The sequence below is a fragment of the Pseudomonas sp. HP_12 genome (genome assembly GCF_055283955.1).
Map to the genome: position 1 here is coordinate 70,814 of NZ_JBTOQG010000005.1, position 26,739 is coordinate 97,552.

Consider the following 26,739-nt stretch of genomic DNA (forward strand, 5'->3'; position numbering starts at 1 on the left):
CTCGCAGGTCGAGTTGTTACAACATGTGTCGCCGGAGCCTAGCGAGGGAATATGACGGGATTGCTACAGCGATGGGCGACATCAAATTTGTGGTGTGCCACCTAATGCCTTCCCGGCTAAAGCCGGTCCCACTGAGTGCGCGCGATCTTTTAGTGGGACCGGCTTTAGCCGGGAAGAGGCCAGTGTGTACGCCATCAGTCTTGCGGTGTGACGCGTGAGGCTTTCCCGGCTAAAGCCGGTCCTACGATCGGCGCCAGCCCCACAATCGAAAGTCGCCGCCAGTCCCACAATCGAAAAGCGGCGCAGCCTCAATACGGGTCGTCGGGGTTGCCCGAATGCACCTGATACCGCTCGACAATCCGCTCGATCTCCCCGGACATCTTCATCCTCAGCAGCGTGCGCATGATGCGTTGCGCGGGTACGCTCGGGTCGTTGCGGGCGACGCAACCCACCGGCTGTTCATCGATGATCCACACGGCCCTGAGTTTCTCGTCGGCTTTCTGGTCGCGGTTGTACCAGTCCAGCGACCACTGCGTGTCCACGGCGTATCGGTAGCGATGGGCCGAGAGCTTTTGCAGGACCTGTTCCTGAAGTCTGGCGTCTTCGCGGATCAAATCGCGCGTGGCGAACAGTGGGTCCAGCACCGGGTAGGCATAGCCCAGCACGGTGCCGATGTGATCGCCGAGAATCGCGCTCAACTGAAAGGGTGCGGTGTCGTAGGCACTGCCGACCAGCACGTTGCGCTGGGTCAGCAGTGGCAGGCTCCAGGTGTAGTCGCCCGACATGTCAGGCAACCAGGACTGCGCGGCGTAACAGCGCACATCGACGTCACCGCGCTCGGTCGCCGCCTGCACCCTAAGCCGTGGATACACGCGATATTCAGCAGGCTGGCCGATCTGCCGGGCCAGGCTTTCCATGATGTCGAAAAGATTGCCGGTCTCAGGTCCGTCGGGACCCACTTGCATCAGCGGCATCGACCAACTGTCGGCCACGGCGAAACGCAGGGGCGGGCCTTGCGCCGCAGCAGGTGCGCTCAGTAACTCCACGGCGCCCAAAAGTCCTAAGCCACTCACCCACACTCGCATCCGGATCCCTCGAAGTAACAGTGCGACGCTTCAAGCCTGCTGTGTCTTCGGAATCCAGGTGCGGAACCTTATGGGGGAACCATCTCGCGGAGCCGTCTTGCGGAGCCAGGCCAGCCATAATAAAGCGATAAGCGTCGGACACCAGATGCAATTTTGCCCCTGCTCCGCTAGCATTGGCGGTCTTCCGCAACCCAGTCGCGACGGTTTTCAATGAGTTATCAGGTTCTTGCACGTAAATGGCGTCCGCGCTCGTTCCGCGAAATGGTCGGCCAGACCCATGTGCTCAAGGCCCTGATCAACGCGCTGGACAGCCAGCGTCTGCACCACGCCTATTTATTCACGGGCACAAGGGGGGTCGGCAAGACCACCATTGCGCGGATCATTGCCAAGTGCCTGAACTGTGAAACCGGTATCACTTCAACGCCCTGCGGCGAGTGCTCGGTGTGCCGCGAGATCGATGAAGGCCGCTTTGTCGACCTCATCGAGATCGACGCCGCCAGCCGCACCAAGGTCGAGGACACCCGCGAGCTGCTCGACAACGTGCAATACGCACCCAGTCGCGGCCGCTTCAAGGTCTACCTGATCGACGAAGTGCACATGCTCTCCAGCCACTCGTTCAATGCGTTGCTCAAAACGCTGGAAGAGCCGCCGCCCTACGTCAAGTTCATCCTCGCCACCACCGATCCGCAGAAGCTGCCGGCGACCATTCTGTCGCGCTGCCTGCAGTTCTCCCTGAAAAACATGACGCCCGAGCGTGTGGTCGAGCATTTGACCCACGTCCTTGGCGTGGAAAACGTCCCGTTCGAAGACGACGCGCTCTGGCTGCTGGGTCGCGCCGCCGATGGCTCGATGCGTGACGCCATGAGCCTCACCGATCAGGCGATTGCCTTCGGCGAAGGCAAAGTGCTGGCGGCCGATGTGCGCGCCATGCTCGGTACGCTGGATCACGGCCAGGTGTTCGACGTGCTGGCTGCGTTGATCGAGGGCGATGCCCGCTCGCTGCTGGAAGCCGTGCGCCATCTGGCCGAACAGGGCCCTGACTGGAGCGGCGTGCTCTCGGAAATTCTCAACGTGTTGCACCGTGTCGCCATCGCCCAGGCGCTGCCTGAAGGTGTCGACAACGGCCATGGCGATCGGGATCGCGTACTGGCGCTGGCCCAGTCATTGCCCGCCGAAGACGTGCAGTTCTATTACCAGATGGGCCTGATCGGTCGCCGCGATCTGCCCTTGGCGCCGGACCCCCGAGGCGGCTTCGAGATGGTGCTGCTGCGGATGCTGGCGTTCCGGCCCGCAGACGCCGACAACGCGCCGACGCAGCCGTTAAAGTCAGTGGGGATCAACCCGGCCACGGTTGATTCCCGGACAGCGGTGGCGAGTTCAGTATCCGCAGCACCCAACCCCGTCACCGCTCCGTCGCCAGCGGCTGTTATCGACAAGCCTGCTCCGGTGGCCGTGCCTGACGCTCAACCTGCGAAGCCAAAGGCTGAGGAAGAGATCGACCTGCCCTGGAACGAGCCGAAGGTCGCACCGCCAGCCCCTGCTGCCGAGCCCGAAGCAGAGCCTGAACCAGAGCCGTCCTCGCAGCCCGCTTCCGAATCCGTCGCCGAGATTCCCGAGCCCGTCCTCGACACCGTGGCCGAGCAGCCTGATCTGACGCCAATGCCGGCGCCGGTCCCCGCGAGCCCTGTGCCTGAAGCGCCTGAAGTCGAGTCGTCAGAGCAACGGCAAGCCGCCGCCGACGCCGTGACATTGCAGATGATCGAGCACGTGCCCGACGCGACGCCTTACGTGCCGGCGCCCATGGAGCGCGACGACGAGCCGCCGCCCGATGACGACTACAACGAGCCGGACATCGACATCGACCCGGCGTCGTTCGCTTATCTTGACGACCTGGCCCACGAAGCGGTCGAAGCGGTGGAGAAGGAGCCCGAGCTGTTGCCGGCTTCCAAGCCAGCCACCGGGCTGGCAGCCGACTGGCTTGAGCTGTTCCCGAAACTGCCGATTTCCGGCATGACCGGCAGCATCGCCGCCAACTGCACGCTGATTTCGGTGGAGGGCGACAACTGGCTGCTGCACCTGGACCCGGCCCACAGCGCGCTGTTCAACTCGACGCAGCAGCGCCGTCTGAACGACGCGCTGAACCAATACCATGAACGCACCCTCAACCTGAGTATCGAACTGATCAAGCCTGAGCAGGAGACCCCGGCTCAGGCAGCGGCGCGTCGGCGTGCCGATCGGCAGAAGCAGGCCGAAGCGGCGATTCACGGCGATCCGTTTATCCAGCAGATGATGCAGCAGTTCGGTGCGTCCATTCGCGAGGACACGATTGTGCCGGTGGATGCGCCGGCGCAGGCGCCGGTCTAGATGCTGATTCAGGACCAATGAATTCCGGGGGCGCTAAGCTGATGGGGCGCCCTGATTGTTCAACGACTTTCTATCCAATGACTTCCGAGGAGTAACTCCCATGATGAAAGGTGGCATGGCAGGCCTGATGAAGCAGGCTCAGCAGATGCAGGAAAAAATGGCCAAGATGCAGGAAGAGCTGGCCAACGCTGAAGTGACGGGCCAATCCGGCGCCGGTCTGGTCAGCGTGGTCATGACCGGGCGTCACGACGTCAAGCGCGTCAGCCTGGACGACAGCCTGATGCAGGAAGAGAAGGAAATTCTCGAAGACCTGATCGCTGCAGCCGTCAACGACGCTGTACGCAAGATCGAAGCGGCCAGCCAGGAGAAGACCGCCAACATGACCGCCGGCATGCAGCTGCCCCCCGGCATGAAACTGCCGTTCTGATCGGACGGCCGTTGTGACACCCGAATGCCAGGCCCTCGTGCCTGGCATTTTTGTGTGGGGACGACGTCAGAGCCGCCCCGGATTACGCGCGTCATATGGAGCGCTACATCCGACCGAACCCGTCCGGCTGCCCACGGTCTGCTGTCTATACCCTCGCAACCCTTCATCATGGAGCCCATTCCGATGACGCAAGAATTGATCCTCAACCAGCGTGTGGTCCTGGCATCCCGTCCACAGGGCGCACCGACCCCTGAAAACTTCCGACTCGAGCGCGAGGCGCTGCCTGACCTGCAAGACGGCCAGGTGCAATTGCGCACGCTCTACCTGTCCCTCGATCCCTACATGCGCGGTCGCATGAGCGACGCCCCGTCCTACGCGGCACCGGTGGAAATCGATGCGGTGATGGCAGGCGGCGCGGTCAGCGTGGTCGAGCAGTCGCGCAACCCGAAATTCAAGGAAGGCGATCTGGTGGTGGGTCAGACCGGTTGGCAGACCCATAGCATTTCCGACGGCAGCAACCTGTTGATGGCGCCGAAAGATCTGCCCAGCCCGTCGATGGCGGTGGGCGTGCTCGGCATGCCGGGCATCACCGGTTACATGGGTTTGATGGACATCGGCAAACCGAAAGCAGGCGAGACCTTGGTCGTCGCTGCGGCTTCCGGGGCGGTCGGCTCGGTGGTCGGTCAGGTGGCCAAGCTCAATGGCCTGCGCGTGGTGGGTGTTGCCGGTGGTGAAGACAAATGCCGTTATGTGGTCGACGAGCTGGGCTTCGATGCCTGCATCGATCACCGCAGTGATGATTTCGCCGAGCAGCTGAAAGCAGCCGTCCCGAACGGCATCGACATCTATTTCGAACTGGTCGGCGGCAAGGTGCTTGAAGCGGTCATCCCGCTGCTCAATGAGCGTGCGCGGGTGCCGTTGTGCGGACTGATCGCCCATTACAACGCCCAAAGCCAGCCGGAAGGGCCGAATCAACTGCCACTGTTGATGCGCACGCTGCTGACCAAGCGCGCGAAGATTCAGGGCTTCATCGTCTACGAAGAGTATTACCACCGTCTGGAAGAGTTCATGCAGGCCATGATTCCGCTGGTAAAGGACGGCAAGGTGAAATTCCGCGAAGACGTGGTGGAAGGTCTGGAGCACGCGCCGGACGCGTTCATTGGCCTGCTCGACGGCAAGAACTTCGGCAAGCTGGTGGTCAAGGTCTCGTGACCCTGATTTGACGGTAATCGGAGGCGCGGGTATAAACCGCGTCTCGTGTTTTTGTCGGACGTTTCTCCAATGAGCTTCAGCCCCCTGATTCGCCAGTTGATCGACTCCCTGCGCATTCTGCCTGGCGTCGGTCAGAAAACCGCCCAGCGCATGGCGTTGCAGCTGCTGGAGCGTGATCGCAGCGGTGGCTCGCGTCTGTCCCAGGCATTGAGTCAGGCGATGGAAGGCGTCGGTAACTGCAAACAATGCCGCACCCTCACCGAAGAAGAACTTTGCCCGCAATGCTCGGACGTCCGTCGCGACGACACGCTGCTGTGCGTGGTCGAGGGCCCGATGGATGTGTATGCGGTGGAGCAGACCGGTTACCGCGGGCGCTACTTCGTGCTCAAGGGCCATTTGTCGCCACTGGACGGATTGGGGCCTGAAGCCATTGGCATCCCGCAGCTGGTCGCGCGGATCGAGGAGCAGGGCTCGTTCACCGAAGTCATCCTCGCCACCAACCCGACGGTGGAAGGCGAAGCGACGGCGCACTACATCGCCCAACTGCTGACCAACAAAGGTCTGGTCACCTCGCGCATTGCCCACGGCGTGCCGCTGGGTGGCGAGCTGGAACTGGTCGACGGCGGTACGCTCGCGCACTCGTTCGCAGGGCGCAAGCCGATTCAGTTGTAGGCAAAATCCCGGACTTCAAGACCGTGCTGTCTTGCAGCAAACACCGTACCTGTGGGAGCGAGCTTGCTCGCGAAGGTGGCCTTCCTACCGCTAGATATCCGGCGGCGGTACCGGCCTCTTCGTGAGCAAGGTGGAGCGCCACCCCGGTCACTCCCACAATATCGTGTTCGCTCAGGAGCAGCAGTGTCAGCTGGCCTGACGTCTGGTGCTGTGATCAGACGTCTTCCATTGGTGGCTTCCTACTTATCCGTCAACGCAAACTCGGTCAAACAGAACGTCGGGATTTCCATGTCACGCAGGCGCTTTGAGCCGCCCAGTTCAGGCAGATCGATAATCGCAGCGGCTTCGTGAACCTTCGCGCCCATGCGGCGGATCAGGTTAGCGGCGGCGACCAGCGTGCCGCCGGTGGCGATCAGGTCATCGAACATCACAACCGAATCCCCGTCGCACAAGCTGTCGGCGTGGACTTCCAGCAGCGCTTCGCCGTATTCGGTCTGATAGGCCTCGGCCAACACGTCCGCCGGCAATTTCCCCTGCTTGCGAAACAGCACCAGCGGTTTGTTCAGCTCATACGCAACGATCGAGCCGATGAGAAACCCGCGCGCGTCCATCGCGCCGACGTGGGTGAACTCGGCATCGATGTAACGCTGGATGAAGCTGTCGATGACCAGGCGCAGGGCCTTGGGTGACTGGAACAGCGGGGTGATGTCACGAAAAATCACGCCGGGCTTGGGGAAATCCACCACAGGGCGGATGAGGGATTTGATGCTGAATTCGTCGAAAATCATATGGATCTCGGGCAGGACATGACTCAAAAGACGCCAGTCTAAGCCCGCCCGGACCATGATGCATCAGCTTTCCAGCGATCCCCCGGCCAGCGCGCAGAGCTGAATCGGATCGAGGATGCGGATTTCCTTGCCCTCGGCGGCAATCAACTCGTTCTGCTGAAAGCGGGTGAACACCCGGGACACGGTTTCCACTGCCAGGCCCAGGTAGTTGCCGATCTCGTTGCGCGACATGCTCAGGCGGAACTGGTTGGCGGAGAAGCCCCGGGCGCGGAAGCGGGCGGAGAGGTTGACCAGAAACGTGGCGATGCGCTCGTCGGCGGTTTTCTTCGAGAGCAGCAGCATCATCTGTTGGTCATCGCGAATTTCCCGGCTCATCACGCGCATCAACTGGCGACGCAATTGCGGCAGTTGCACCGACAGTTCGTCCAGCCGTTCGAAGGGGATTTCGCACACCGATGTGGTCTCAAGGGCCTGCGCCGTGACGGGATACGCCTCGGCGTCCATCCCGGACAGCCCGACCAGTTCGCTGGGCAGGTGAAAGCCGGTGAGTTGTTCTTCGCCGCTGTCGCTGAGGCTGAAGGTTTTCAGCGCGCCGGAACGGACGGCGTAGACGGAAGCGAAAGTGTCGCCCTGACGAAACAGAAAATCGCCTTTCTTCAACGGCCGGCCGCGTTTGACGATCTCGTCCAGTGCATCCATGTCTTCCAGGTTCAATGAAAGCGGAAGGCACAACGGGGCCAGGCTGCAGTCCTTGCAATGAGCCTGGGTGGGAGCGCGCAGTTTGACTGGCTCAGACATCGGGTAATTCCTTTTGCAGAAACACACATAAGTCGTAAGGGTAACTCAGCGGTTAACCCTGCGACTACCACGCGCCTCCATGGCCAGAAATGATTCCTCCGCTCCAGGCGGAAAATGCCTGGATCACGCGGGCCTATATCACCCGGGAATAGCGCTGACGGTTTTGCGCGCCCAGATACCCGTCGAACACCATGCAGATCGAGCGCACCAGCAGACGTCCCGCCGGGCTGACGGTGATGCCTTTCGAATCCAGGTGAATCAGCCCATCCGTGGCCATGGTCAGCAACTGCGGCCACTGCTCGCGGAAATATTCCCGAAAGTGGATGGAGAATTCGTCCTCGACGGGGGCGAAATCGAGGCGGCAATGGCAGATCAATTGGCTGATGATGGTGCGCCGTAGCTGATCGTCTTCGTTGCAACGCAGACCGCGCTCGGTCGCCAGTTGGTCGCTGGCCAGCAGGGTCTGGTATTCGGTGAGATCGTTGGTGTTCTGCGCATAAAGCCCACCGATCTGGCTGATGGCCGAGACGCCGAGGCCGATCAGGTCGCAGTGACCGTGGGTGGTGTAGCCCTGAAAATTGCGCTGCAGCGTGCCTTCTTCCTGAGCGATCGCCAGGTCGTCATCGGGCAGGGCGAAGTGGTCCATGCCGATGTAGCGATAGCCGGCGCCGGTCAGTTGCTCGATGGTGCGCTGGAGCATCTCCAGCTTGTGCTCAGGGCTGGGCAACTGCGCCGTGTCGATGCGCCGCTGGGGCATGAATCGCTCGGGCAGGTGGGCGTAGTTGAACACCGAGAGCCGGTCGGGCTGCAGGGCGATGACGTGCTCGACGGTGCGGGCAAAACCCTCCGGGGTTTGCAGCGGCAGGCCGTAAATGAGGTCAATGTTCACCGAGCGGAACTGCAAGGTGCGCGCGGCTTCAACGATGGCGCGGGTTTCTTCCAGGCTTTGCAAACGGTTGATCGCCCGCTGCACCAGCGGATCGAGGTCCTGCACGCCGAGGCTGACACGGTTAAAACCCAGTTCGCGCAACAGGCCCATGGTCGACCAGTCGGCCTCGCGCGGGTCGATCTCGATGCCGTAGTCGCCGGAGTGGTCATCCAGCAGGGTGAAGTGCTGGCGCAGATGGGCCATGAGCTGGCGCAGTTCAACGTGACTGAGAAAGGTCGGCGTGCCACCGCCGAAGTGCAACTGCTCGACCACCTGACGGTCATCGACGTGGGCGGCGATCAGGCTGATCTCGCGTTCGAGGCGCTGCAGATAGGCCTGGGCGCGACCGCGATCCTTGGTAATGACTTTGTTGCAGGCGCAGTAGTAGCAAATGTTGGCGCAGAACGGGATGTGCACGTAAAGCGACAATGGCCGCGACGCCATGCGGCTGTCGCGCAGTGCCTGCAGCAGTTCGAAGGCGCCAACCTGCGAATGAAATTGCACGGCGGTGGGGTAGGACGTGTAACGCGGCCCTGCCAGATCGTAGCGGCGGATGAGTTCAGAATCCCAACGAAGGTCGTCGAGCATGGGGGCGTTCCCGTGAAGGCTGGCGGTGCGGGAAGTGTAAGGCGCGCGCAGATCAAGGCGTTGATCTGGGTCAATGGATGGGGCAGCGATTACTCGTGGGCCATGTCTGCATGGTTCATCTGAGGAGTCATCGTGTGATCCATCCCGTGATTCATTGTGTGAGGCGTGTGGCCCATCAGCCACTGTTGATGCGGGCCGGGGAGTGTCCACAGGCCGAACAGAATCACCAGCATCCCGCCGGCCACGCGCACGCTGCGCCGACGGAGCAGGGCGGTGATGCGCTCGGCGGCCAGCCCCGTGGCGAGCAGCACCGGCCAGGTGCCGACGCCGAACGCGAGCATCAATAATCCGCTGTGCAGCGCATTGCCCTGGCTCGCCGACCACAGCAGCGTGCTGTAAACCAGTCCGCAGGGCAGCCAGCCCCACACCGCGCCAAGCAGTAAAGCCCGAGGCATCGTCGACACCGGCATCAGGCGGCTGGCCAGCGGTTGCAGGTGACGCCAGACCCCGCGGCCCAATCCTTCGATGCGGGTCAGGCCGCTCCACCATCCGGCCAGATACAGGCCCATGGTGATCATCAGCAGCCCGGCGATCACCCGCAACAGCATCGCTCCCGGACTGTTGGCGACCGCCCAACCCAGCATGCCCGTCAGCAATCCGGCGCAGGCGTAGCTGAAAACACGTCCGGCGTTGTAGGCCATCAGCAGGCGCAGGCGTCGGCCGCGTTGCTCCTTGGGGATGGCAAAGGTGAGGGCGCCCATCAGACCGCCACACATGCCCAGGCAATGGCCGCCGCCGAGCAGGCCCAGCACGAGGGCGGAGAAAAGTTGGGGGAGGAGGTCAGGCATGGGCATTATCCGAAAGCGTTCCGATGAATGTTATTACGCCATCGCGACAGATATCCCGCGGTCGATAGTCAGCCATCGTGAGCAAGCTCACTCTCATCAAACATGACAACACCGCAGATCTACCTGCGGACATAAAAATTGTGGGAGCGAGCTTGCTCGCGAAGGGGTCGAGATAGCCGCTGCATCTCTAGCGGCTGGAACGCCGTCTTCGTGAGCAAGCTCACTCCCACAGGGGTTGTGTTTGCTGCGAGACAGCGCGTCGTCTGGACGACGGGAGATCTTCCACAGGGACCGGGTTCACTTGGCCAAATCCTGCTTATCGCCCGATTTCTCCTTTCCCGACATCTCATCCACTCCGGCTTTGTGCCCGGGATCCTGATCGTCGAACAAAATGCTGTGGGCCGGGCCGTCGAGGTCGTCGTACTGACCGCTGTCCACTGCCCAGAAAAAAACGTAAATCGCTACCGCCACAATCAGCAGCGCCACCGGAATCATGATGTAGAGCGCAGGCATCGGGCCTCCGGGTTGGGTCGTGCATTCATGGGGTCACCGTCTGATGGGCAGGTAGGGACTCTGCAGAAAGCCGCTTCGTCCGTGTCAGCCGCAAGGCATTCAACACCACCACCAGCGAACTCACCGACATCCCGGCCGCCGCCCACAACGGCGTGACCCAGCCCAGCGCCGCGAAGGGCAGCACCAGCCCGTTGTACAGCCCGGCCCACGCCAGATTTTCCACAATGATCCGCCGTGTGCGCCGAGCGAGGCCAAAAGCCTCCACCAACACGTGCAGACGGTTCGACAACAACACCGCGTCCGCGCTGGTCTTGGCCAGGTCGGTGGCCGAACCCATGGCGATGCTGATGTCGGCCGCCGCCAGCATCGGCACATCATTAACCCCGTCGCCGATCACCAGAATGGTCCGGCCCTCCGCGCGCAGCCGTTGCAGAATGGCGAGCTTGTCATCCGGCCGCAGGCTGCCTCGGGCGTCATCGATCTGCAACTGAGTCGCGACGCTGGAGACCATGGGCGAGCTGTCGCCGGACAGCAACAAGGTCGTCCAGCCCCGCTGTTTACACGCCGTGACCAGCGCCGCTGCGTCGTCCCGCAGCCGATCATCGAGCACCAGCCAGGCGAGGACCTGCGTGTCGTCCCCCAGCAATAACCACTGACCGGGCTCGTCGGGCATCAATGGCACGGCGACGCCACTCAAGGCGCAGACAAACCCGGGTTGACCGATGCGTAACGGGCGCCCATCAACGACGCCTTCGAGCCCCAGCCCCGGCATGGCGACGCCCCCTTCAGCGGTCTGCGGCGTCTTGCCGAACGCCCGGGCAATCGGGTGTTCAGACCGACTTTCCAGTGCCGCCGCCAGACTCAAGCAGTCGTCACTGCTCAGCGCGCCGAGGCTGCGAATGGCCCTTAACGTCAGGCGTCCTTCGGTCAGCGTACCGGTCTTGTCGAAGATCACCGTGTCGATCCGGTTCAGCCCTTCCAGGACATGGCCGCGGGTGAGCAGCAGCCCGAGTTTATGCAGCGTGCCGGTGGCGGCCGTCAGGGCGGTGGGCGTCGCCAGCGACAAAGCGCACGGGCAGGTGGCGACCAGCATCGCCAGCACAATCCAGAACGCGCGGCTTGCGTCGAGCTGCCACCAGACCACGCCGACACACGCCGCCAGCACCAGCGAAATCAGCAAAAACCACTGCGCTGCGCGGTCCGCCATTTGCGCGAGGGGCGGCTTCTCCGATTGGGCGCGCTCCAGCAATCGGACGACGGCAGAGAGTCGCGTGTCAGCGCCGAGGGCGAGTACTTCCACCGTCAGCACGCTTTCCACATTGGCGGTGCCGGCGGTGACGGCGTCTCCCACCTGACGGGGCTGAGGCAGGTACTCGCCGGTGAGCAGCGATTCGTCGATGCTCGAGCGGCCCGCGATGATTCGGCCGTCCGCCGGCAACAGCGCGCCGGGGTGGACCACCACCTGATCGTGCAAACGCAACTGATGCGTCAAGACGCGCTCGGTCTGGCCGTCCGCGTCCAGTCGCAGGCAGGAAGCCGGCAGCAGATTGACCAGTTGCGCGGTCGCCGCGCTGGTGCGTTCCCGGGCGCGGCGTTCCAGGTAGCGGCCGGTGAGCAGGAACAGCGCGAACATGCCGACCGCGTCGAAATACAATTCGCCCACGCCAGTGACCGCCGTCCAGAGGCCCGCGAGGTACGCCGAGCCAATCGCCAGCGACACCGAAACATCCATGGTCAGATGGCGCGCGCGCAGGTCGCGCAGCGCCCCTTTGAAGAACGGCGCACAGCTGTAAAACACGATGGGCGTCGTCAGAAACATCGCCACCCAGCGCAGGATCGTGTGCATCTCGGGGCTGAGGTCGATGTTGAATTCGGGCCAGGTCGCCATGGTCGCCATCATCGCCTGAAACCACAGCAGCCCGGCGACGCCCACTTGACGCAGGCTGCGGCGGTTTTCCCGGGCCAAGTGCTCGGTCGCCTTGTCGGCCTGATAAGGGTGGCCGGCGTAACCGATGCTGCGCAGCTCGGCCAGCACCTCGCTCAAGGGCAACCCCACGTCATGCCATCGCAGGTGGAGGCGATGGTTGGACAGGTTCAGCCGCGCCTCGACCACGGCGGGCAACGTGCGCAGATGTCGCTCGATCAGCCAGCCGCACGCCGCGCAGGTGATGCCCTCGATCATCAGCGTCGTTTCAGCCACATCGCCGGCGGGGGACTCATGGCGGACAAAGGGCGCCTGCACGTCGGGAAGATCAAGGAGGGCTTGTTCGTCGGCCAGAGGCGTCGGTAATACCTGAGGATTGATCGACGCTTCGCTGCGGTGCAGGTAATAGCTTTCCAGGCCGCCGGCGACGATGGCGTGGGCCACGGCCTGACAACCGGGGCAGCAGAACTCCCGCGCCTCGCCCAGCACCGACGTGATGAAGCGCCCGCCCGGCGGGACCGGCAACGTGCAGTGATAGCAAGACTGCAGGTGTTTGATCTCGGTGGCCGTTATTTGAGTGGCGTTCACATCAATGCCTGCCCGCGCCCTGAATCGGCTCGTCGCCCAGGGTCAGTGGCTGGCCGGGGACGATCCGTTCTTCTTCGAACAGGCGCCAGGTCTGGCCGTTTTCCACCCCCAGCAATTCGACGAAGCGCCGGCCTTCGACCCTGTCGCTCAACTGCCCGACATAACGCCCCGGCTGCGAAGGATTCCGCGCCAGCACAGTTTTGCGGTCCTTGTCCGGCTGGGTCGGGGAGATCAGGTTCAGCACCAGGGTTTCCGGCTGACTGGCGCCGCTCAGTTGCACATCCACTTCGCCGGTCAGCTCATCCAGGCCCACCATGGCTTGCAGATTGAGGGACTGCCCCAGCAATTCGCGATCCAGGGAGCGGTTGATGCCTTTCCCGGCCTCGTAATAATTGTCGGTGACGAGGTTGTCCGGGTGGGTGACGGCGATGGTGACCATGGCCAGGGTCAATGCCACCGAGCAGGTCAGGATGCCGATGATGATCCACGGCCATAAATGCCGGTGCCAAGGTGTTGCTGCGGTGACTGGGGTCATTTCCGACCTCTCTCAGCGAATGGACGGGCCGATGAAACGGCTCTTGGCGTGGACTTCAGTGTCGCTTTGCTCAATGTCCCTGAGAACGAAACTGACCTCGTTGGTGCCCGACGGCAGTTGCTCAGGCGCGACCGACAGCTCCACCGGCAGGCTGACGATCTCGCCCGCCGGCACCTTGATCTCGCGGCGCCCTTGCAGCTTCAGGTCCGGCAGCCCGGTGGCGTCGAGCACGTACGTGTGGTCGATCTGGTCCTTGTTCATGATCTTCAGGCTGTAGACGTTTTCGATCCGTCCCTCGGCGTTTTCCCGGTACAGCATGCGGTCCTTGCTGACGTCGAAACCCACCAGCGAGCGCATGTAAAACGCACTGGTCAGCACGCCGATCATTACCAGCAGCACCAGGCCATAGCCGATCAAACGGGGCCGCAGTGTATGGGTCACTTGCCCGGAAAGGTTGTGCTCGGTGGTGTAGCTGATCAAGCCGCGCGGGTAGTCCATCTTGTCCATGATCGAGTCGCAGGCGTCGATGCACGCCGCGCAGCCGATGCATTCAATCTGCAAGCCATCGCGGATGTCGATGCCGGTGGGGCAGACCTGCACGCACATCGTGCAATCGATGCAGTCGCCCAGGCCTTCAGCCTTGTAGTCCGTTTCCTTCTTGCGCGCGCCCCGTTGCTCGCCACGCCGTGGGTCGTAGGAAACGATGAGGGTGTCCTTGTCGAACATCACGCTCTGGAAACGCGCGTAGGGGCACATATAAATGCACACCTGCTCCCGCAGCCAGCCGGCGTTGGCGTAGGTGGCGAGGGTGAAGAAACCGACCCAGAAATACGCCCAGCCATCGGCCTCGCCGGTGAAGAACGCCTGCAGCAGTTGGCGGATGGGCGAGAAGTAGCCGACGAAGGTCAGGCCGGTGACGAGGCCGATCAGCAGCCAGAGGCTGTGCTTGGCACACTTGCGCGCGAACTTGTTGCCGTTCATGGGCGCCTTGTCGAGTTTGATGCGCTGGTGGCGGTCGCCTTCGGTGACCTTTTCGCACCACATGAACACCCACGTCCACACGCTTTGCGGGCAGGTGTAGCCGCACCAGACCCGCCCGGCGAACACGGTGATGAAGAACAGCCCGAACGCGCTGACGATGAGGATGCCCGACAACAGGATGAAATCCTGCGGCCAGAACGTCGCGCCAAAGATGTAGAACTTGCGCTCCGGCAGGTTCCACCACACCGCCTGATGGGCGCCCCAGTTAAGCCAGACCGTGCCGAAATACAGCAGGAACAGCACAACGCCGCCCCCCATGCGCACATCGCGGAACACCCCGGTGAACGCGCGGGTGTAGATCTTCTCCCGCGAGGCATACAGGTCAACGGTGTCGCCGTCCTTTTCAGTTGGCGGCGTGACGTTGTGCAGCGGAATCTGATTGCTCATGGCAGCGTCCTGCGCCCTTCGGGCCGAATCATCAGGGTGTGCGACGGCGATATCCTTCACTCGGGCTTAGCCGCCGGTTCGTCCCCATGGGACAGGCTATACACGTAAGCCGCCAGCAGGTGCACCCGGTCGTTTCCCTGCAGCAAAGCCTGTGCCGGCATCTGGCCCTGGCGGCCGTACTGGATGGTCTGCTGCAACTGGGCAAAGCTGGCGCCGTAAATGAACGCGCCGGGGTGGGTCAGGTCTGGCGCGCCTAATGCAACAACGCCTTTGCCCTGCGGACCGTGGCAGGCGACGCAGGTGGTGGCGTAGATTTTCTGGCCCGCCGCCGGGTCGGCGTTCGCGTCGGCGGGCAGCGTACGGCCACCCAGTTGCGTCAGCACATAGGCCGACACGTCGCGCACGCCTTGATCGCCGATCACCGCACCCCACGCCGGCATCACGGCGTGACGGCCGTTCATGATGGTGGTTTTGAGGGACTGCGGATCGCCGCCCCAGCGCCAGTCAGCGTCGGTGAGGTTGGGGAAGCCATAGGCGCCTTTGGCGTCGGAGCCGTGGCAAACCGAGCAGTTCGACGCGAACAGCCGACCGCCCATCTTCAGCGCTTGTGGGTCTTTGGCCACTTCCTCGATGGGCATCGCCGCGAATTTTGCGAATATCGGCCCGAAGCGCGCCTCGGATTGCGCCATCTCCTTCTCCCATTCGTGCACGCCGGTCCAGCCGGTTGTGCCGTCGGAAAACGGGATTTTCTTGTCGTTGTCGGCGTAGTCGTAACCCGGCAGCAGCCCCGTCCAGTTGCCCAGCCCAGGGTAGAACGCGAGGTAGCCCAGGGCGAAAATAAGGGTCCCGATGAACAACCAGAACCACCACTTGGGCAGCGGGTTGTCGTACTCCTCGATGCCATCGAACGCATGGCCGACGGTTTCATCGGTGGTGTCGGTGCGCTGGCCCTTGCGCGTGGCGATCAGCAGCCAGCCCATCGCGAAGATCGTGCCCAGCGTCAGCACCGTGACGTAAATGCTCCAGAAGGCGCTCATGGTTTCTGGCTCCTTTCGGGTGTTGACGGGGCGTGGGCTTTGCTCTGGTCTTGCGCTCGTCTCACCTGCGCAATCGCCTCCGGATCATCGGCAAACGGCAGCAACGTCGCATCGTCGAATTCCGCTTTGCGCCGCGGGCTGTACACCCACAGCGCCAGACCAATGAAGGCCACCATCACGACGACGGTGCCCAGGCCTCGTATTGTTCCCATGTCCATGGCGATCACCGTTTGCTCTTGATGAGGGTGCCCAGGCCCTGAAGGTAGGCCACCAGCGCATCCATTTCGGTCTTGCCCTTCACCGCGTCGGCTGCGCCGGCGATGTCGGCATCGGTGTAGGGCACGCCCAGGCTGCGCAGCACTTCCACCTTCTTGCCGGTCAGCGTGCCGTCGATCCTGGTGTCCGCCAGGAAGGGGTAGGCCGGCATGATCGACTCCGGCACCAGGTCCCGCGGATTGTTCAAATGCGCGCGGTGCCAGTCATCCGAGTAACGACCGCCGAGCCGGGCCAGGTCCGGCCCGGTGCGTTTGGAACCCCAGAGAAATGGGTGATCCCAGACGCTTTCACCGGCCACCGAGTAATGCCCGTAGCGTTCTGTTTCGGCGCGGAACGGCCGGATCATCTGCGAATGGCAGCCCACGCAGCCGTTGGCGATGTAGACGTCGCGGCCTTCGAGTTCCAGCGCCGGGCGCGGCTTCATGCCTTCGACGGGCAGGGTGGTGACGTCCTGAAAGAACAGCGGAACGATCTGGGTCAGCCCGCCGACCACCACCGCGATGACCATGAAGATCGACAGCAGGCCGATGTTCTTTTCCAGTGCTTCGTGCTTGATCATCAGTGAGCCCCCACGACGGCAATCTGTGCGGCGGCTTCCGCTTCTTCCGTGTTCGCTGCACGAATGGTGCGGAACACGTTGTAGGCCATGAACAGCATGCCGCTGGCGAAAATCCCTCCGCCCAACGCGCGGACGATGTACCCCGGATGACTGGCCTGCAGGGCTTCGACAAACGAGTAGGTGAGGGTGCCGTCGTCGTTGATGGCGCGCCACATCAGGCCCTGGGTGATGCCGTTGACCCACATCGCGGCGATATAGAGGACGGTGCCGACCGTGGCGAGCCAGAAGTGCGTGTTGATCAGCGCGACGCTGTGCATCTGCGCCCGGCCGTAGAGTTTCGGGATCATGTGGTAGACGGCGCCGATGGAGATCATCGCCACCCAACCCAGCGCGCCGGCGTGAACGTGGCCGATGGTCCAGTCGGTGTAGTGGGAGAGCGAGTTGACGGTCTTGATCGCCATCATTGGCCCCTCGAACGTCGACATCCCGTAGAACGCCAGCGACAGCACGAGGAACCGCAGAATCGGATCGGTGCGCAATTTATGCCACGCGCCCGAGAGGGTCATCATGCCGTTGATCATGCCGCCCCAGCTTGGCACGAGCAGGATGATCGACATCACCATGCCCAGTGATTGCGCCCAGTCGGGCAGGGCGGTGTAGTGCAGATGGTGCGGGCCGGCCCAGATGTACAGGGTGATCAGCGCCCAGAAATGCACGATGGACAGACGATAGGAATAGATCGGGCGTTCGGCCTGTTTCGGCACGAAGTAATACATCATCCCGAGAAAGCCGGTGGTAAGGAAAAAGCCCACGGCGTTGTGCCCGTACCACCACTGGATCATCGCGTCGGTGGCGCCGGCATAGGCCGAGTACGACTTGAACAGGCTCACCGGTAGCGAGATGTGGTTGACGATGTGCAGCATTGCCGTCACCACGATGAACGCGCCGTAGAACCAGTTGGCGACATAAATATGTCGGGTCTTGCGCTTGACGATGGTGCCGAAGAACACCGCGCCGTAGGCGATCCAGACAATCGCCAGCAGGATCGCGATCGGCCATTCGAGCTCGGCGTATTCCTTGGTGGTGGTGTAGCCCATCGGCAGGGTAACGATGGCGCCGATGATGACCGCCTGCCAGCCCCAGAAATGAAAGGCCGCCAGGCCGTCGGAAATCAGTCGCGCCTGACAGGTGCGCTGGACGACGTAATAGGAGGTGCCAAAAAGGGCACAGCCGCCGAACGCGAAAATCACCAAGTTGGTATGAAGGGGGCGCAGTCGACCGAATGTGGTCCACGGCAAGCCGAAATTCAGGTCAGGCCACACGAGCTGGGCGGCGATGAAGACGCCCAGGCCCATGCCGATGATGCCCCAGACCACCGTCATGATGGCGAACTGGCGGACGACTTTGTAGTTATAAGCAGTCGGGCTGGGTGCTGTGCTCATGTCAGGTTCCACGGTGTGTATTTTATTAGTGTGGTCACAGCCGCACCTTCGATCGCGCGTACCCCATCACGCAGTGGCGTGGTTCGGGATCGACGGAAGCGAGGGACGCGGTGCACGCAGAGGCCCGTTTGCCGAAGCGCAATTGGGTTCTAGCTGAGTGGCCTGAGGGAAGGAAGACAGGTCGAGCTGGATCGCGCGCGTGAGTGGGAGGGATTGGATACAACCCTGCGGGTGAAAACAGCGTTGGGGCTGCTTGTCTGCAAGAGGGCTGCGTTGCCGGGCACAATCTTGTTGCTGGGCCTGTGGCTAGCTGTCGCCGGTCCACTGTGCGGACACAGCTTAGACGCGAATGATCGCGGAGGGAAGGCTTTGGAACAGCGCCTGCGACACTTGGCCGCGCTCGACGGAAAGTTGCCGCGTCCTTGGCGGGACGCGGCGATCAACCATTTCCGGAGATAGCTGAAACGCTTCTCTGCCTGCCGTTCCTGTGCATCGAGAGAGCATTTCGACTGCAAAGTTGTATACAAAAAGCCGCTGACATTGGCACTTTTATCTGCCCAAAAAATATTTGGCCCGAGCTGGCAGAAAGGCCGGCGATCGTCACGGGTGATCGTCCGGAGCGGACAAAAAGCATATTCCGTCGATGAAACCGCCCGGTTGTGTGCAGGTTGGGGCGCTCAGGATTCGGTGCTCGTTGCCGAAGTGCCGGGCCAGACTAACGCCCGGGAGCTGAACCCTTGCTGTCGGAGCAGGGCAAACGGCGGACAGGGTCATGGCACGCCGACGTTGCTGCATAATGCCGGCCGTGGTGCTCGCCTCAGTCGGCGGGTGGTCGATGTTTTGGTAAAAAGAGACCTGCATGAGCAAACAACACGCGGCGAAGCGAACGGCCGATCACTGCGCGCAGCTGGCGCAAGAACACGGCTGGATCTGGGATGCGCCGACCGGCCAGGCAGCGGACGCGCCATCGACGCTGATTCTCGCCCACGGCGCGGGCGCCCCGATGGACAGCGACTTTATGAACGACATCGCCATGCGCCTGGCGGCCTTGGGTGTTGGCGTGCTGCGCTTTGAATTCCCCTACATGGCCCAGCGCCGAATCGACGGGCGCAGACGACCGCCCAATCCCCAACCGAGGTTGCTGGAGTGCTGGCATGAGGTGCATGCCGCAGTGCGTGGGGGTGTGAGCGGACGAGTGGCGATCGGCGGCAAATCCATGGGCGGACGCATGGCCAGCGTCATCGCTGACGAAGTCGAAGCCGATGGGTTGTTCTGTCTGGGCTATCCGTTCTACGCGGCGGCAAAACCCGAGAAACCGCGGGTCGCGCACCTGGCGGGACTGCGGACGCCGACGCTGATCGTTCAAGGCGAACGTGATGCGCTGGGTAATCGAGAGGCGGTTGAAGGGTACGAGCTGTCGAAAGCTATCAATGTGCATTGGGTGCCGACGGCCAACCATGACCTCAAACCGTTGAAATCGTCGGGCCTCAGTGTCGAGGCATGCATGCAGGAAATCGCCGGGCTTATGGCGCGCCGGCTGATCGGATAGCGGGATGTTCCTCGGCGTTCAGGTCACAGACCAGGTCGAACAGGCCGTCGGTCACGTGAAAGTCCTTGGTCGGGACCGCAAACTCGAAGTTGCCGTGCAGCTGTCCTGAAGTGGCATCGCAGCCCAACAGCGTCAGGTTGCCTTGCTGCAGATCGCGGGAGTGATAAATCTTCGCCATCCGCGTGGGCGTTAGGTGGTAGATAACGGTGATCTGTTCGTTGCGCAGCAAGTTGTAGCTACCGGGTTGCACTGTCTGGTCGATGAACAGGCCGATCATGGTGCGGTGCCGGCGAACCGTGCCGGTGGCGAGGATCTTCCAGATGCGGCAGGTGAGCGGATCCGACCGACCCGGGCGCAGGCACGCCATGGCGCTCAGGCGGTGGGTGATGAAGGGGTGGCCGTTGACCGTGGCGCTGAACGTGCCGCGCGCCGCCGGTGCCTGCGGGCGTTGAAGAGGAGGTTTTGCGGGCATTTTTATGAGGTTTCCTTGAGTGGATTTTAAGGGCGGGGTGGGCGCTGCACGTGTAAGACGCCGTCGGGTGGCGACGACGTCTTTGAAAGGGGGGCTGCTTAGGTGTCTTAAGCGTGCTGGCGCGCGTGAGTGGCTGATTCGCGAATCAGCGGATTAGCGAATTAGCTAATTAGCGAATAGCAACGCCCAGGCTGGAATTGATGTGGAGCAGTTTGTAGTCCTTGCCGGTGTTGAGGTTCTTCACGTAATACCACTTCGCGCCGAACACGTTCTTGGCGACGGTGGAGGACCAATAGTTGGCGTTGCCCATCGGCCAGCGGTTGCCGTAGGCGTTATAGATCTCGATCAACTCGTGGATGCTCGGGACGCGCGCGCCGATGCGGTTGGCGGCGTTGGAGATCTGGGTGTAGTTGCCGGAGCCCACGCCGTGGCATTCGATGACGCCGGTGACGGTTACGTCGTAACTCTGCTGTTCGCCCGCTGAATCGGTGACCGTGATGGTTGCCACGCCGTTGCCGCGCACCGACGTCCAGCCGGAAGCTGCTACGACGGCCACCTTCGCATCGCTGGTCGAATAGGTATAAGGAGGGCGACCGCCGCTGGCGATGCGATGGACCGTGGTGCCCGTTGGAAAGGTCGGGAGCAACGCAGGGTGGGCGGGTAGCAGGTAAATTTTACCGGCCAGGGTAACCGGTGATGTGTCGAACATCATGCCCTCGCGCACCGACAGCTGAAGCGGCACAGACTCCATGTCGACGCCATTGCGCGTCACGATGTAGGTCAGCGTCGCGGTGCTGCCGATACTCATCTCGATCAGCATTTTGGGCACACCAAAGACCAGTTCGGTCATGCCACCGACGTTCATCATCATGGTTTCAAACGTACGTGCACCAACCCATCGCACTCGCACCAGATCCCGAGGGTCCATCCCGCGATAACTGACACGCACGATCGCTTCCCAGCCGGTAATCAGTGAAGGACGCAGAATGCCGTCCGGGCCGACTGTGTCGACGGTTGGCGCAGGCAGTTCCAGCGCGGCGCTCATGATCTTCAGCGCAAGTTTGGCCGACTCCTGCACGATGCCGCTGCCGCGTGTCACGGTGTACGACACCTCGACGTTTTGCCCGTCATTGACCGTGACTACACTGTTAGGGAACACCAGGGCCAGCACCTGGCCGGCTTCGGCGGCAGAAATGATCTTCTCCTGGCGATCGTTGCCCTTCGGACCGTTCCACTGAGCAACGACTGTTTCGCCCTCGCGCAGATCAGCCGTGGCATCGATCACCAAGGTGGCGCCATTCGCCGCATCGGCGGGGTCCAGAACCTGACCCTTGGCTTCGCGGATCACCGGTGCCGGCAGAGGTCGGCGCATGCCCAGGTCAAGCTGGATCATCACCGGATCAGAGACCATCGACACATTGCCCGCACGGTCGGTCACGGTGTAGGTGACCGGAGAAGTCTGGCAGTCCGACAGTTCCATGAACGGACGCGTGAAGTCCACCATCACCCGGTTCAGGCCCATGTCGTTGGCATCAACGACGGTCATCGGACCTTCCATCGGGCCCCAGTACGTGCGGATTTCGTCCCCTGCGGCCATGCCGCTGTAGCCCGCAATCTTGCCGGGAAGGACGTTGTTGAGGCCTTCCAGTTCGGAGGAGGTGAGGCCGTTCTGGATAACGTCGGGGAAAATGATGGGGCCGAGTTGCGGTGCGCCTGGGGCGGTTCGGTCGATTTGGATTGGGGTTGTGCCGGAGAAATTCTCAAAATCTGTGTTCGGGTTATAAACGCGATATGAAACTTGGTGAGTGCCTTCAGTCAACAGCGCTACTGGCACCTCTACAGTGAGAATATCCCCTGGCTTGTCGGCCCCAACGATAGCTTTCTGGGGCGGAATTTTATTGCCATCGAAGACTAGCTCATATGTATGGCCAGGCACCGCAGCTGCCCAGACTGGAAAGTTGACGTTAAGAGGCGAGTCCAGCCGCTCGATTGGTATCAGACCGTCATCAATAGCCGCAGGTACCTTTGGCAAGTCAAGGGGGATGGGCGCGCGGAGCTCATTAATATTCTGACTATTCATCTTGTATTCCTTCATTTGTGGTAAGAGGGCAAGGCAGCTTGCGCTGCCCTGCGGTGGTTAATAGTTAGTCGAATCGGATGGTGCATGTGGTTTCAATTGCTTCGCGCATATCAATTGGCACGCGCGTTAGTTTAGATGTAACAGCACTTTGATTACTGCCTGGGGCGGGTTCTACTCTCACGTAGGCCTCGCAATACCCAGCGCATACGGTTCTTAGCGTATTAAATGGGACATGAAAACTGTAGCCGTTTACAATGTCGATATCGTCCAGTTCCCTCGTCGCGGTGAAAGTGGCTGCATCAACAGGGTTGTTGCTTTCGTCAAATCCTCGGAAGGTGAAGAAAAGCTTCTGATTCTCCGCGATGTTTGCGTAGGGAGCGACGTGCCCATCTGTTCCGTTTGCCGCAACGGTAAGTGAAATAAGCCCCGCTGCGGTAAGTTTGAACGCAGGACCGTCGATCCCTTCAGCTCCGCCCGGTAGTTCCTCTTTTGAGCGGACTGTGATCAGCTGTGTAGTAGACATTACGGCGTTGGGGTTACCAGAACGAACTACGGCGTATCGAACTGGGATTTCAGCGCCGGTACCCTGCGCCTTCATGATTGAGTTCGCAACAGGGATAATTAAATCTCGTCCTGCTGCGATGTCTTCTTCTTTAATCTGATACCACTGCAATCTTGACTGCTCACCCCAGAATAGATTGATATCGTCATTGATCCGGAACTGTGGATCCCACTTGACAATGGCACGCGCATTGAGCTCGTAGTCATCTTCATCAATGAAGTTATCAGTTTTGTCAGGGTTGTTCAGGCTCGTGCCCTGAACAACCGGGGCGAATGCTGGCTCTGCAATCGGGAGTGTCAGAAATACTTCAGCTTGAGTGCTCAACGATGAACCGGTGAGCTGGTTCTGGCGTACGACCTCGTAACTGATTGAGATATTTCCAAGGGGGGTAAGTGCAATTGTTTCGTAGGGCACACGGACGGATAGGACAATGTCCTCACCCTCACTATCTGGCGGAAGTTGTACCGGCAGCATGGGTTTATCCGCACCCCAAAATAGAGTGATCTGGTCAAAGGCTTGTGCCCCTGGGTAGTGGGGGATATCAATCCTTACGCCAGCTCGAGCTTCAGTGTATTCAATGACATCACCGATAGCTGGATCAAGAAGAGGTGCCGGATAGTTTTCAGGCAGCTGTTCAAGCAACAGCAAGATATCTACAGGGATCGACGGTTTGGAAATGTTTCCCGCCCGATCTACGACGTCGTATTTTACTGCCTGGACGCCAGGGGGAATTGCGCGTAAGAAATCGCCTGAAAAGCTCAGTACCACCTTGTTCAAACCCATATCGTCTTCGTTCACTACTGCGACGGGTCCTTCGATGTCACCCCACGTGCTTCGTATCAGATCGTGCTTGGCCATACCTGTGTAACCGGCCACATGAGCGTCAACTTGGTCGCCAAGTTGGGCCAGTTCTGCTGCAGTCAGTCCATTTTGAACCTCTACCGGGAAGTGGATAGCTGATAATTCCGGCTTGCCTGGCTCAGTTTTATCGATCACTACCGGGAAAGGATCCGATAAATTCTCATATTCTGTTGCGGGGTTAAATACTCGATAGCCCGCTGTGTGCTTCCCCTCACTCAGTAACGTCACAGGGATTTCTAGGGTGAGAGGATTACCCGGGACGTCCGTATCCTGAATGATCTTTTCAGGGCCCGTAAGCACGTCGTCCCATACAAGTCGATATGTAAATCCTGGACGTGCAGCTTCCCAGACTTTTAAGTCTAGCGTCAGATTACTGCCTAGTTCACTTACTGGGATCAGGCCAAAATTGTCTTCATCGTGGAACGCGACCGCGATATCGGGAGCCTCCAATGGAATAGGTGCTCGCTCTTGCCGAGTATTAATGATGATTGGCGATTGGGATGAAGTTTTCATGGGTTTTCCTTTGCTTTCCAGATGTTTAAACAGACTGCGCTGTTTTTATGATTGTTGGACTGGTTAATGACCAGCTCCCTATTTAACTAATAGAGGTTTACGTCATAGGTCAATGCATTTTTTTAGATTTTTTTTAGGGTCTGATTTTGCTGTAAGACTTTTGTGCAGCATCGAAGGCAGAGGTCATGCGGCTGTTCTTTGTCATCGCACAGTGCAGTCGGATTTAGGTATTATTTTGGTGTAGGCCTCTTCCGTCAAAAGTTTGGGAAATTTCCTACTTCAAAAAAACTTGAGCTAGCTCCGTCGAGTGTCAATTGCTTTGCAAAATCCAAACCTCATGTAATGGAGGTAGTAATGCTGTCACTCAAAGATTTCACGCCTGCAACGTTTCAACGGAACGTGTTGGGCTTATCCGTAGGTCTTTTTTCACCTCTTTTGTTCGCTAAATCAGCTATAGACTTTCCTCTCGACCTCTCAACGGATGCAGACGAGGTGTCTATTCGATTGAAAACGGAGCTTGTTGATGGAAAGAAAATCCCGGTGTATGAGGTCGACGGAGTAACACGAACCCTTGATGGAGTCCTCAATGCCGGGAATTTCAGAGTGATAAACGGCGGCGAATTGAACTTGGTAAACGGCGCTTCCATAGACTGGGTTGAGATTCAGAACTCCACATTGAATGTCAATCGCAGCTTCGTACGTGATGGAATAAGCGTTCACTCCGGGGAAGTGTTTATCGAGGATTCGACTGTAAGCAACGTTGATGGCATCGGGGTGCGTCTTTATCTCACGGGAACTGATCTCGTATCCCCATCTGTAGTAACTTTCAAAAACAGTACGGTTACAGGTATAGGTTTCGGAGGAGCGGTGGGCACGACGGGAGAAATACGGCTGGCAAATTCGTCGATAACAGGGACTGGAACACTTAGCGACCAAGACGGTAATGCCGGCCTGAAACTTGCTGGTGGCACTGCGCGAATTACCGAGGGAAGCCATGTTGCAGGAAGCGAATCCGGAATCCGCATCATCAATGGCACTCATGGTCTCAGTGAGCAACTCAACCGGGTGCACATTGACGGTTCCACCGTTTCGGCAGCTGTGGGTTCGGCTATCAAAGTAACGAAGAGCTCCATATTTGAAACAGAGACAACAGTGGGTCAAATTGTGATTACTGATAATTCTGTGCTGCAGGCGGGCAACGGTCGCCTCGTGGACGTGGATCAAGAAAGCACCGCGAACGTCAAAGTGATCAACAGCACCCTCTCCGGTGATTTCGTCGCCGACGACACCAGCACCCTCAATGTGGTGCTGCGCAATCACGGGCAGTTGAACGGGAATATCGTCAATGGCAATTCGGTAACCATCGATTCCAGTGGCCGCTGGCAGCTTGCGGCGGATAACAGCGTTAACTCGCTTGCGATGGATGGCGGCAGCGTTGGCTTCACCGGAGACGGCTTTCATTCGCTTTCCCTGGGCAAGCTGTCCGGCTCCGGGCTTTTCGATATGCGTATCAACCTGGACGACGGCACCGGTGATTTGCTCAGCGTGAATGGGGAAGCCTCGGGCAGGCATCTTCTGCGTATTGAGAACACCGGCACCGAAGCCGTCCCTGCCGAGTTCGACCCGCTGCGCGTCGTTCACACCGAAAGCGGGGATGCCGAGTTCGGGCTCGTGGGCGGTCGGGCGGATCTTGGGGTGTATTCCTACGAGCTTGAGCGACAGGGGACGGACTGGTTCATCGTCGGGTCCGGCAAGGAGATCAGCCCGTCCACGAAAAGTGCGCTGGCGTTGTTCAACACAGCACCGACAGTGTGGAACAGCGAGTTGACGACGTTGCGCAGTCGCATGGGTGAAGTGCGTGGCCAGGAGCAGGGCGGCGGCTGGATGCGGACGTATGGCAGTCGCTTCAATGCGGCGCTGGATTCCGGCGTTGACTACAGCCAGAAGCAGCAGGGGCTGTCTTTCGGTGCGGATGCGCCGGTGCCGGTGGGCAACGGTCAGCTGTTGCTCGGTTTGATGGGGGGTTACAGCAAGTCGGATCTGGACATCGGCCGAGGCACTTCGGGCCAGGTCGACAGCTACTACATGGGCGCGTATGGCACGTGGTTGTCGGAAGGCGGTTATTACCTGGACGGCGTGCTGAAACTCAACCAGTTCCATAACGAGTCGAAGGTGGCGATGAGCGATGGCACCAAGGCCAAGGGCGATTACAGCAGCAAGGCGTTGGGCGGATCGCTGGAAGTCGGTAAGCATATAAAGCTGGCCGATGAGTATTTCGTGGAGCCTTTTGCGCAGGTGTCCAGCGTCTGGATCGATGGCAGCAGTTACACGCTGGACAACGGCATGCAGGCCAGAACCACCCAGACGCAGTCGGTGCTGGGTAAAGTCGGCAGTACCGTGGGACGCAGCTTCGCCCTGAAGGACGGCGGCGTTGTCAAACCGTACGCACGGGTGGCGTGGGCCCACGAGTTCTCCCGCAGTAATGACGTCAGCGTGAACGGTCAGCGTTTCGACAACGATCTGTTTGGCTCCCGGGCGGAACTGGGCGCCGGCGTTTCGGTGTCGCTGTCCGAGCGACTTCAGGTGCACGCTGATTTCGATTACATGAAGGGTGAGCATGTCGAGCAGCCTTGGGGTGCGAACGTGGGCGTGCGTCTGGCGTTCTGACGCGCGCGTCAGCTAGTTGAAAC

22 protein-coding genes are annotated in these 26,739 nt (G+C 60.6%); 6 read left to right on the plus strand and 16 right to left on the minus strand.

What is annotated here, in order from left to right:
* Window positions 1-308: 308 nt before the first annotated feature.
* A complete protein-coding gene (locus ACYASU_RS05690) occupies window positions 309-1,085 on the minus strand; it encodes a substrate-binding periplasmic protein (protein ID WP_463582206.1) in 777 nt (258 codons plus the stop codon).
* Window positions 1,086-1,295: 210 nt separating this feature from the next.
* Between ACYASU_RS05690 and dnaX the strand changes: the two genes are divergently transcribed.
* The 4 genes from dnaX to recR all read left to right on the plus strand — a co-directional run bounded on the left by dnaX (window position 1,296) and on the right by recR (window position 5,760).
* Window positions 1,296-3,449 (plus strand): DNA polymerase III subunit gamma/tau, encoded by a 2,154-nt coding sequence (gene dnaX / locus ACYASU_RS05695; RefSeq protein WP_463582207.1) that lies wholly within the window; start codon window positions 1,296-1,298, stop codon window positions 3,447-3,449.
* 100 nt (window positions 3,450-3,549) lie between these two features.
* Window positions 3,550-3,876: a YbaB/EbfC family nucleoid-associated protein gene (locus ACYASU_RS05700; RefSeq protein WP_463582208.1), complete on the plus strand. Its 327-nt coding sequence runs from the start codon at window positions 3,550-3,552 to the stop codon at window positions 3,874-3,876.
* A gap of 183 nt (window positions 3,877-4,059) precedes the next feature.
* Window positions 4,060-5,088, plus strand: a complete 1,029-nt coding sequence (locus ACYASU_RS05705) for an NADP-dependent oxidoreductase (RefSeq protein ID WP_463582209.1) — start codon at window positions 4,060-4,062, stop codon at window positions 5,086-5,088.
* A 69-nt stretch (window positions 5,089-5,157) separates the two neighbouring features.
* Window positions 5,158-5,760, plus strand: coding sequence for a recombination mediator RecR (recR, locus tag ACYASU_RS05710; protein WP_463582210.1), 603 nt, complete (start codon window positions 5,158-5,160; stop codon window positions 5,758-5,760).
* Window positions 5,761-5,999: 239 nt separating this feature from the next.
* Here recR and ACYASU_RS05715 read toward each other — a convergent pair whose 3' ends face one another.
* From ACYASU_RS05715 to ccoN, 12 genes are all read right to left on the minus strand, one after another.
* A complete protein-coding gene (locus ACYASU_RS05715) occupies window positions 6,000-6,548 on the minus strand; it encodes an adenine phosphoribosyltransferase (protein ID WP_192174208.1) in 549 nt (182 codons plus the stop codon).
* Between the two features lie 63 nt (window positions 6,549-6,611).
* Window positions 6,612-7,346, minus strand: a complete 735-nt coding sequence (gene fnr / locus ACYASU_RS05720; RefSeq protein WP_192174209.1) for a fumarate/nitrate reduction transcriptional regulator Fnr — start codon at window positions 7,344-7,346, stop codon at window positions 6,612-6,614.
* A 133-nt stretch (window positions 7,347-7,479) separates the two neighbouring features.
* Window positions 7,480-8,862 carry an oxygen-independent coproporphyrinogen III oxidase gene (hemN, locus tag ACYASU_RS05725; protein WP_463582211.1) on the minus strand — a complete coding sequence of 461 codons (1,383 nt, stop codon included), beginning with the start codon at window positions 8,860-8,862 and terminating at the stop codon, window positions 7,480-7,482.
* Window positions 8,863-8,951: 89 nt separating this feature from the next.
* Window positions 8,952-9,710 carry a sulfite exporter TauE/SafE family protein gene (locus tag ACYASU_RS05730; protein ID WP_463582212.1) on the minus strand — a complete coding sequence of 253 codons (759 nt, stop codon included), beginning with the start codon at window positions 9,708-9,710 and terminating at the stop codon, window positions 8,952-8,954.
* A 297-nt stretch (window positions 9,711-10,007) separates the two neighbouring features.
* Window positions 10,008-10,223, minus strand: a complete 216-nt coding sequence (gene ccoS / locus ACYASU_RS05735) for a cbb3-type cytochrome oxidase assembly protein CcoS (protein WP_423573873.1) — start codon at window positions 10,221-10,223, stop codon at window positions 10,008-10,010.
* Window positions 10,224-10,248: 25 nt separating this feature from the next.
* Entirely contained in the window at window positions 10,249-12,705 is a 2,457-nt protein-coding gene (locus tag ACYASU_RS05740) for a heavy metal translocating P-type ATPase (protein ID WP_463582273.1), read from the minus strand.
* 31 nt (window positions 12,706-12,736) lie between these two features.
* The gene (locus tag ACYASU_RS05745; protein WP_463582213.1) at window positions 12,737-13,270 is read right to left on the minus strand and encodes a FixH family protein; all 534 of its coding nucleotides are present in this window, start codon (window positions 13,268-13,270) and stop codon (window positions 12,737-12,739) included.
* A gap of 12 nt (window positions 13,271-13,282) precedes the next feature.
* Window positions 13,283-14,698: a cytochrome c oxidase accessory protein CcoG gene (gene ccoG, locus ACYASU_RS05750; protein ID WP_463582214.1), complete on the minus strand. Its 1,416-nt coding sequence runs from the start codon at window positions 14,696-14,698 to the stop codon at window positions 13,283-13,285.
* Between the two features lie 56 nt (window positions 14,699-14,754).
* A complete protein-coding gene (gene ccoP, locus ACYASU_RS05755; protein ID WP_463582215.1) occupies window positions 14,755-15,735 on the minus strand; it encodes a cytochrome-c oxidase, cbb3-type subunit III in 981 nt (326 codons plus the stop codon).
* Window positions 15,732-15,953, minus strand: coding sequence for a cbb3-type cytochrome oxidase subunit 3 (locus ACYASU_RS05760; protein WP_463582274.1), 222 nt, complete (start codon window positions 15,951-15,953; stop codon window positions 15,732-15,734). Before ACYASU_RS05760 ends, ccoP begins: the two co-directional genes overlap by 4 nt.
* 5 nt (window positions 15,954-15,958) lie before the next feature.
* Window positions 15,959-16,570, minus strand: a complete 612-nt coding sequence (gene ccoO / locus ACYASU_RS05765; protein WP_463582216.1) for a cytochrome-c oxidase, cbb3-type subunit II — start codon at window positions 16,568-16,570, stop codon at window positions 15,959-15,961.
* On the minus strand, window positions 16,570-18,012 hold the full coding sequence (gene ccoN, locus ACYASU_RS05770) for a cytochrome-c oxidase, cbb3-type subunit I (RefSeq protein ID WP_282372521.1): 1,443 nt from the start codon (window positions 18,010-18,012) through the stop codon (window positions 16,570-16,572). Before ccoN ends, ccoO begins: the two co-directional genes overlap by 1 nt.
* Window positions 18,013-18,871: 859 nt before the next feature.
* On the opposite strand from ccoN, the gene ACYASU_RS05775 reads away from it, so the two are divergent.
* Window positions 18,872-19,561, plus strand: coding sequence for an alpha/beta family hydrolase (locus ACYASU_RS05775; RefSeq protein ID WP_463582217.1), 690 nt, complete (start codon window positions 18,872-18,874; stop codon window positions 19,559-19,561).
* On the opposite strand, the gene ACYASU_RS05780 is transcribed toward ACYASU_RS05775, so the two are convergent.
* The 3 genes from ACYASU_RS05780 to ACYASU_RS05790 form a co-directional block, all read right to left on the minus strand.
* Window positions 19,536-20,033 (minus strand): hypothetical protein, encoded by a 498-nt coding sequence (locus tag ACYASU_RS05780; protein ID WP_463582218.1) that lies wholly within the window; start codon window positions 20,031-20,033, stop codon window positions 19,536-19,538. The two genes, ACYASU_RS05775 and ACYASU_RS05780, sit on opposite strands and share 26 nt — an antisense overlap.
* Window positions 20,034-20,202: 169 nt before the next feature.
* Window positions 20,203-22,128 (minus strand): hypothetical protein, encoded by a 1,926-nt coding sequence (locus tag ACYASU_RS05785; protein WP_463582219.1) that lies wholly within the window; start codon window positions 22,126-22,128, stop codon window positions 20,203-20,205.
* Window positions 22,129-22,177: 49 nt separating this feature from the next.
* Window positions 22,178-24,049, minus strand: a complete 1,872-nt coding sequence (locus ACYASU_RS05790; RefSeq protein WP_463582220.1) for a hypothetical protein — start codon at window positions 24,047-24,049, stop codon at window positions 22,178-22,180.
* 354 nt (window positions 24,050-24,403) lie between these two features.
* On the opposite strand from ACYASU_RS05790, the gene ACYASU_RS05795 reads away from it, so the two are divergent.
* A complete protein-coding gene (locus ACYASU_RS05795; protein WP_463582221.1) occupies window positions 24,404-26,716 on the plus strand; it encodes an autotransporter outer membrane beta-barrel domain-containing protein in 2,313 nt (770 codons plus the stop codon).
* The last annotated feature ends 23 nt before the right edge of the window (window positions 26,717-26,739 follow it).

Excerpts from the sequence above, each read along its gene's own strand:
- ACYASU_RS05690 (WP_463582206.1), bottom strand. The coding sequence starts at position 1,085 with ATGCGAGTGTGGGTGAGTGGCTTAGGACTTTTGGGCGCCGTGGAGTTA.
- dnaX (WP_463582207.1), top strand. The coding sequence starts at position 1,296 with ATGAGTTATCAGGTTCTTGCACGTAAATGGCGTCCGCGCTCGTTCCGC.
- ACYASU_RS05700 (WP_463582208.1), top strand. The coding sequence starts at position 3,550 with ATGATGAAAGGTGGCATGGCAGGCCTGATGAAGCAGGCTCAGCAGATG.
- ACYASU_RS05705 (WP_463582209.1), top strand. The coding sequence starts at position 4,060 with ATGACGCAAGAATTGATCCTCAACCAGCGTGTGGTCCTGGCATCCCGT.
- recR (WP_463582210.1), top strand. The coding sequence starts at position 5,158 with ATGAGCTTCAGCCCCCTGATTCGCCAGTTGATCGACTCCCTGCGCATT.
- ACYASU_RS05715 (WP_192174208.1), bottom strand. The coding sequence starts at position 6,548 with ATGATTTTCGACGAATTCAGCATCAAATCCCTCATCCGCCCTGTGGTG.
- fnr (WP_192174209.1), bottom strand. The coding sequence starts at position 7,346 with ATGTCTGAGCCAGTCAAACTGCGCGCTCCCACCCAGGCTCATTGCAAG.
- hemN (WP_463582211.1), bottom strand. The coding sequence starts at position 8,862 with ATGCTCGACGACCTTCGTTGGGATTCTGAACTCATCCGCCGCTACGAT.
- ACYASU_RS05730 (WP_463582212.1), bottom strand. The coding sequence starts at position 9,710 with ATGCCTGACCTCCTCCCCCAACTTTTCTCCGCCCTCGTGCTGGGCCTG.
- ccoS (WP_423573873.1), bottom strand. The coding sequence starts at position 10,223 with ATGCCTGCGCTCTACATCATGATTCCGGTGGCGCTGCTGATTGTGGCG.
- ACYASU_RS05745 (WP_463582213.1), bottom strand. The coding sequence starts at position 13,270 with ATGACCCCAGTCACCGCAGCAACACCTTGGCACCGGCATTTATGGCCG.
- ccoG (WP_463582214.1), bottom strand. The coding sequence starts at position 14,698 with ATGAGCAATCAGATTCCGCTGCACAACGTCACGCCGCCAACTGAAAAG.
- ccoP (WP_463582215.1), bottom strand. The coding sequence starts at position 15,735 with ATGAGCGCCTTCTGGAGCATTTACGTCACGGTGCTGACGCTGGGCACG.
- ACYASU_RS05760 (WP_463582274.1), bottom strand. The coding sequence starts at position 15,953 with ATGGACATGGGAACAATACGAGGCCTGGGCACCGTCGTCGTGATGGTG.
- ccoO (WP_463582216.1), bottom strand. The coding sequence starts at position 16,570 with ATGATCAAGCACGAAGCACTGGAAAAGAACATCGGCCTGCTGTCGATC.
- ccoN (WP_282372521.1), bottom strand. The coding sequence starts at position 18,012 with ATGAGCACAGCACCCAGCCCGACTGCTTATAACTACAAAGTCGTCCGC.
- ACYASU_RS05775 (WP_463582217.1), top strand. The coding sequence starts at position 18,872 with ATGAGCAAACAACACGCGGCGAAGCGAACGGCCGATCACTGCGCGCAG.
- ACYASU_RS05780 (WP_463582218.1), bottom strand. The coding sequence starts at position 20,033 with ATGCCCGCAAAACCTCCTCTTCAACGCCCGCAGGCACCGGCGGCGCGC.
- ACYASU_RS05785 (WP_463582219.1), bottom strand. The coding sequence starts at position 22,128 with ATGAAGGAATACAAGATGAATAGTCAGAATATTAATGAGCTCCGCGCG.
- ACYASU_RS05790 (WP_463582220.1), bottom strand. The coding sequence starts at position 24,049 with ATGAAAACTTCATCCCAATCGCCAATCATCATTAATACTCGGCAAGAG.
- ACYASU_RS05795 (WP_463582221.1), top strand. The coding sequence starts at position 24,404 with ATGCTGTCACTCAAAGATTTCACGCCTGCAACGTTTCAACGGAACGTG.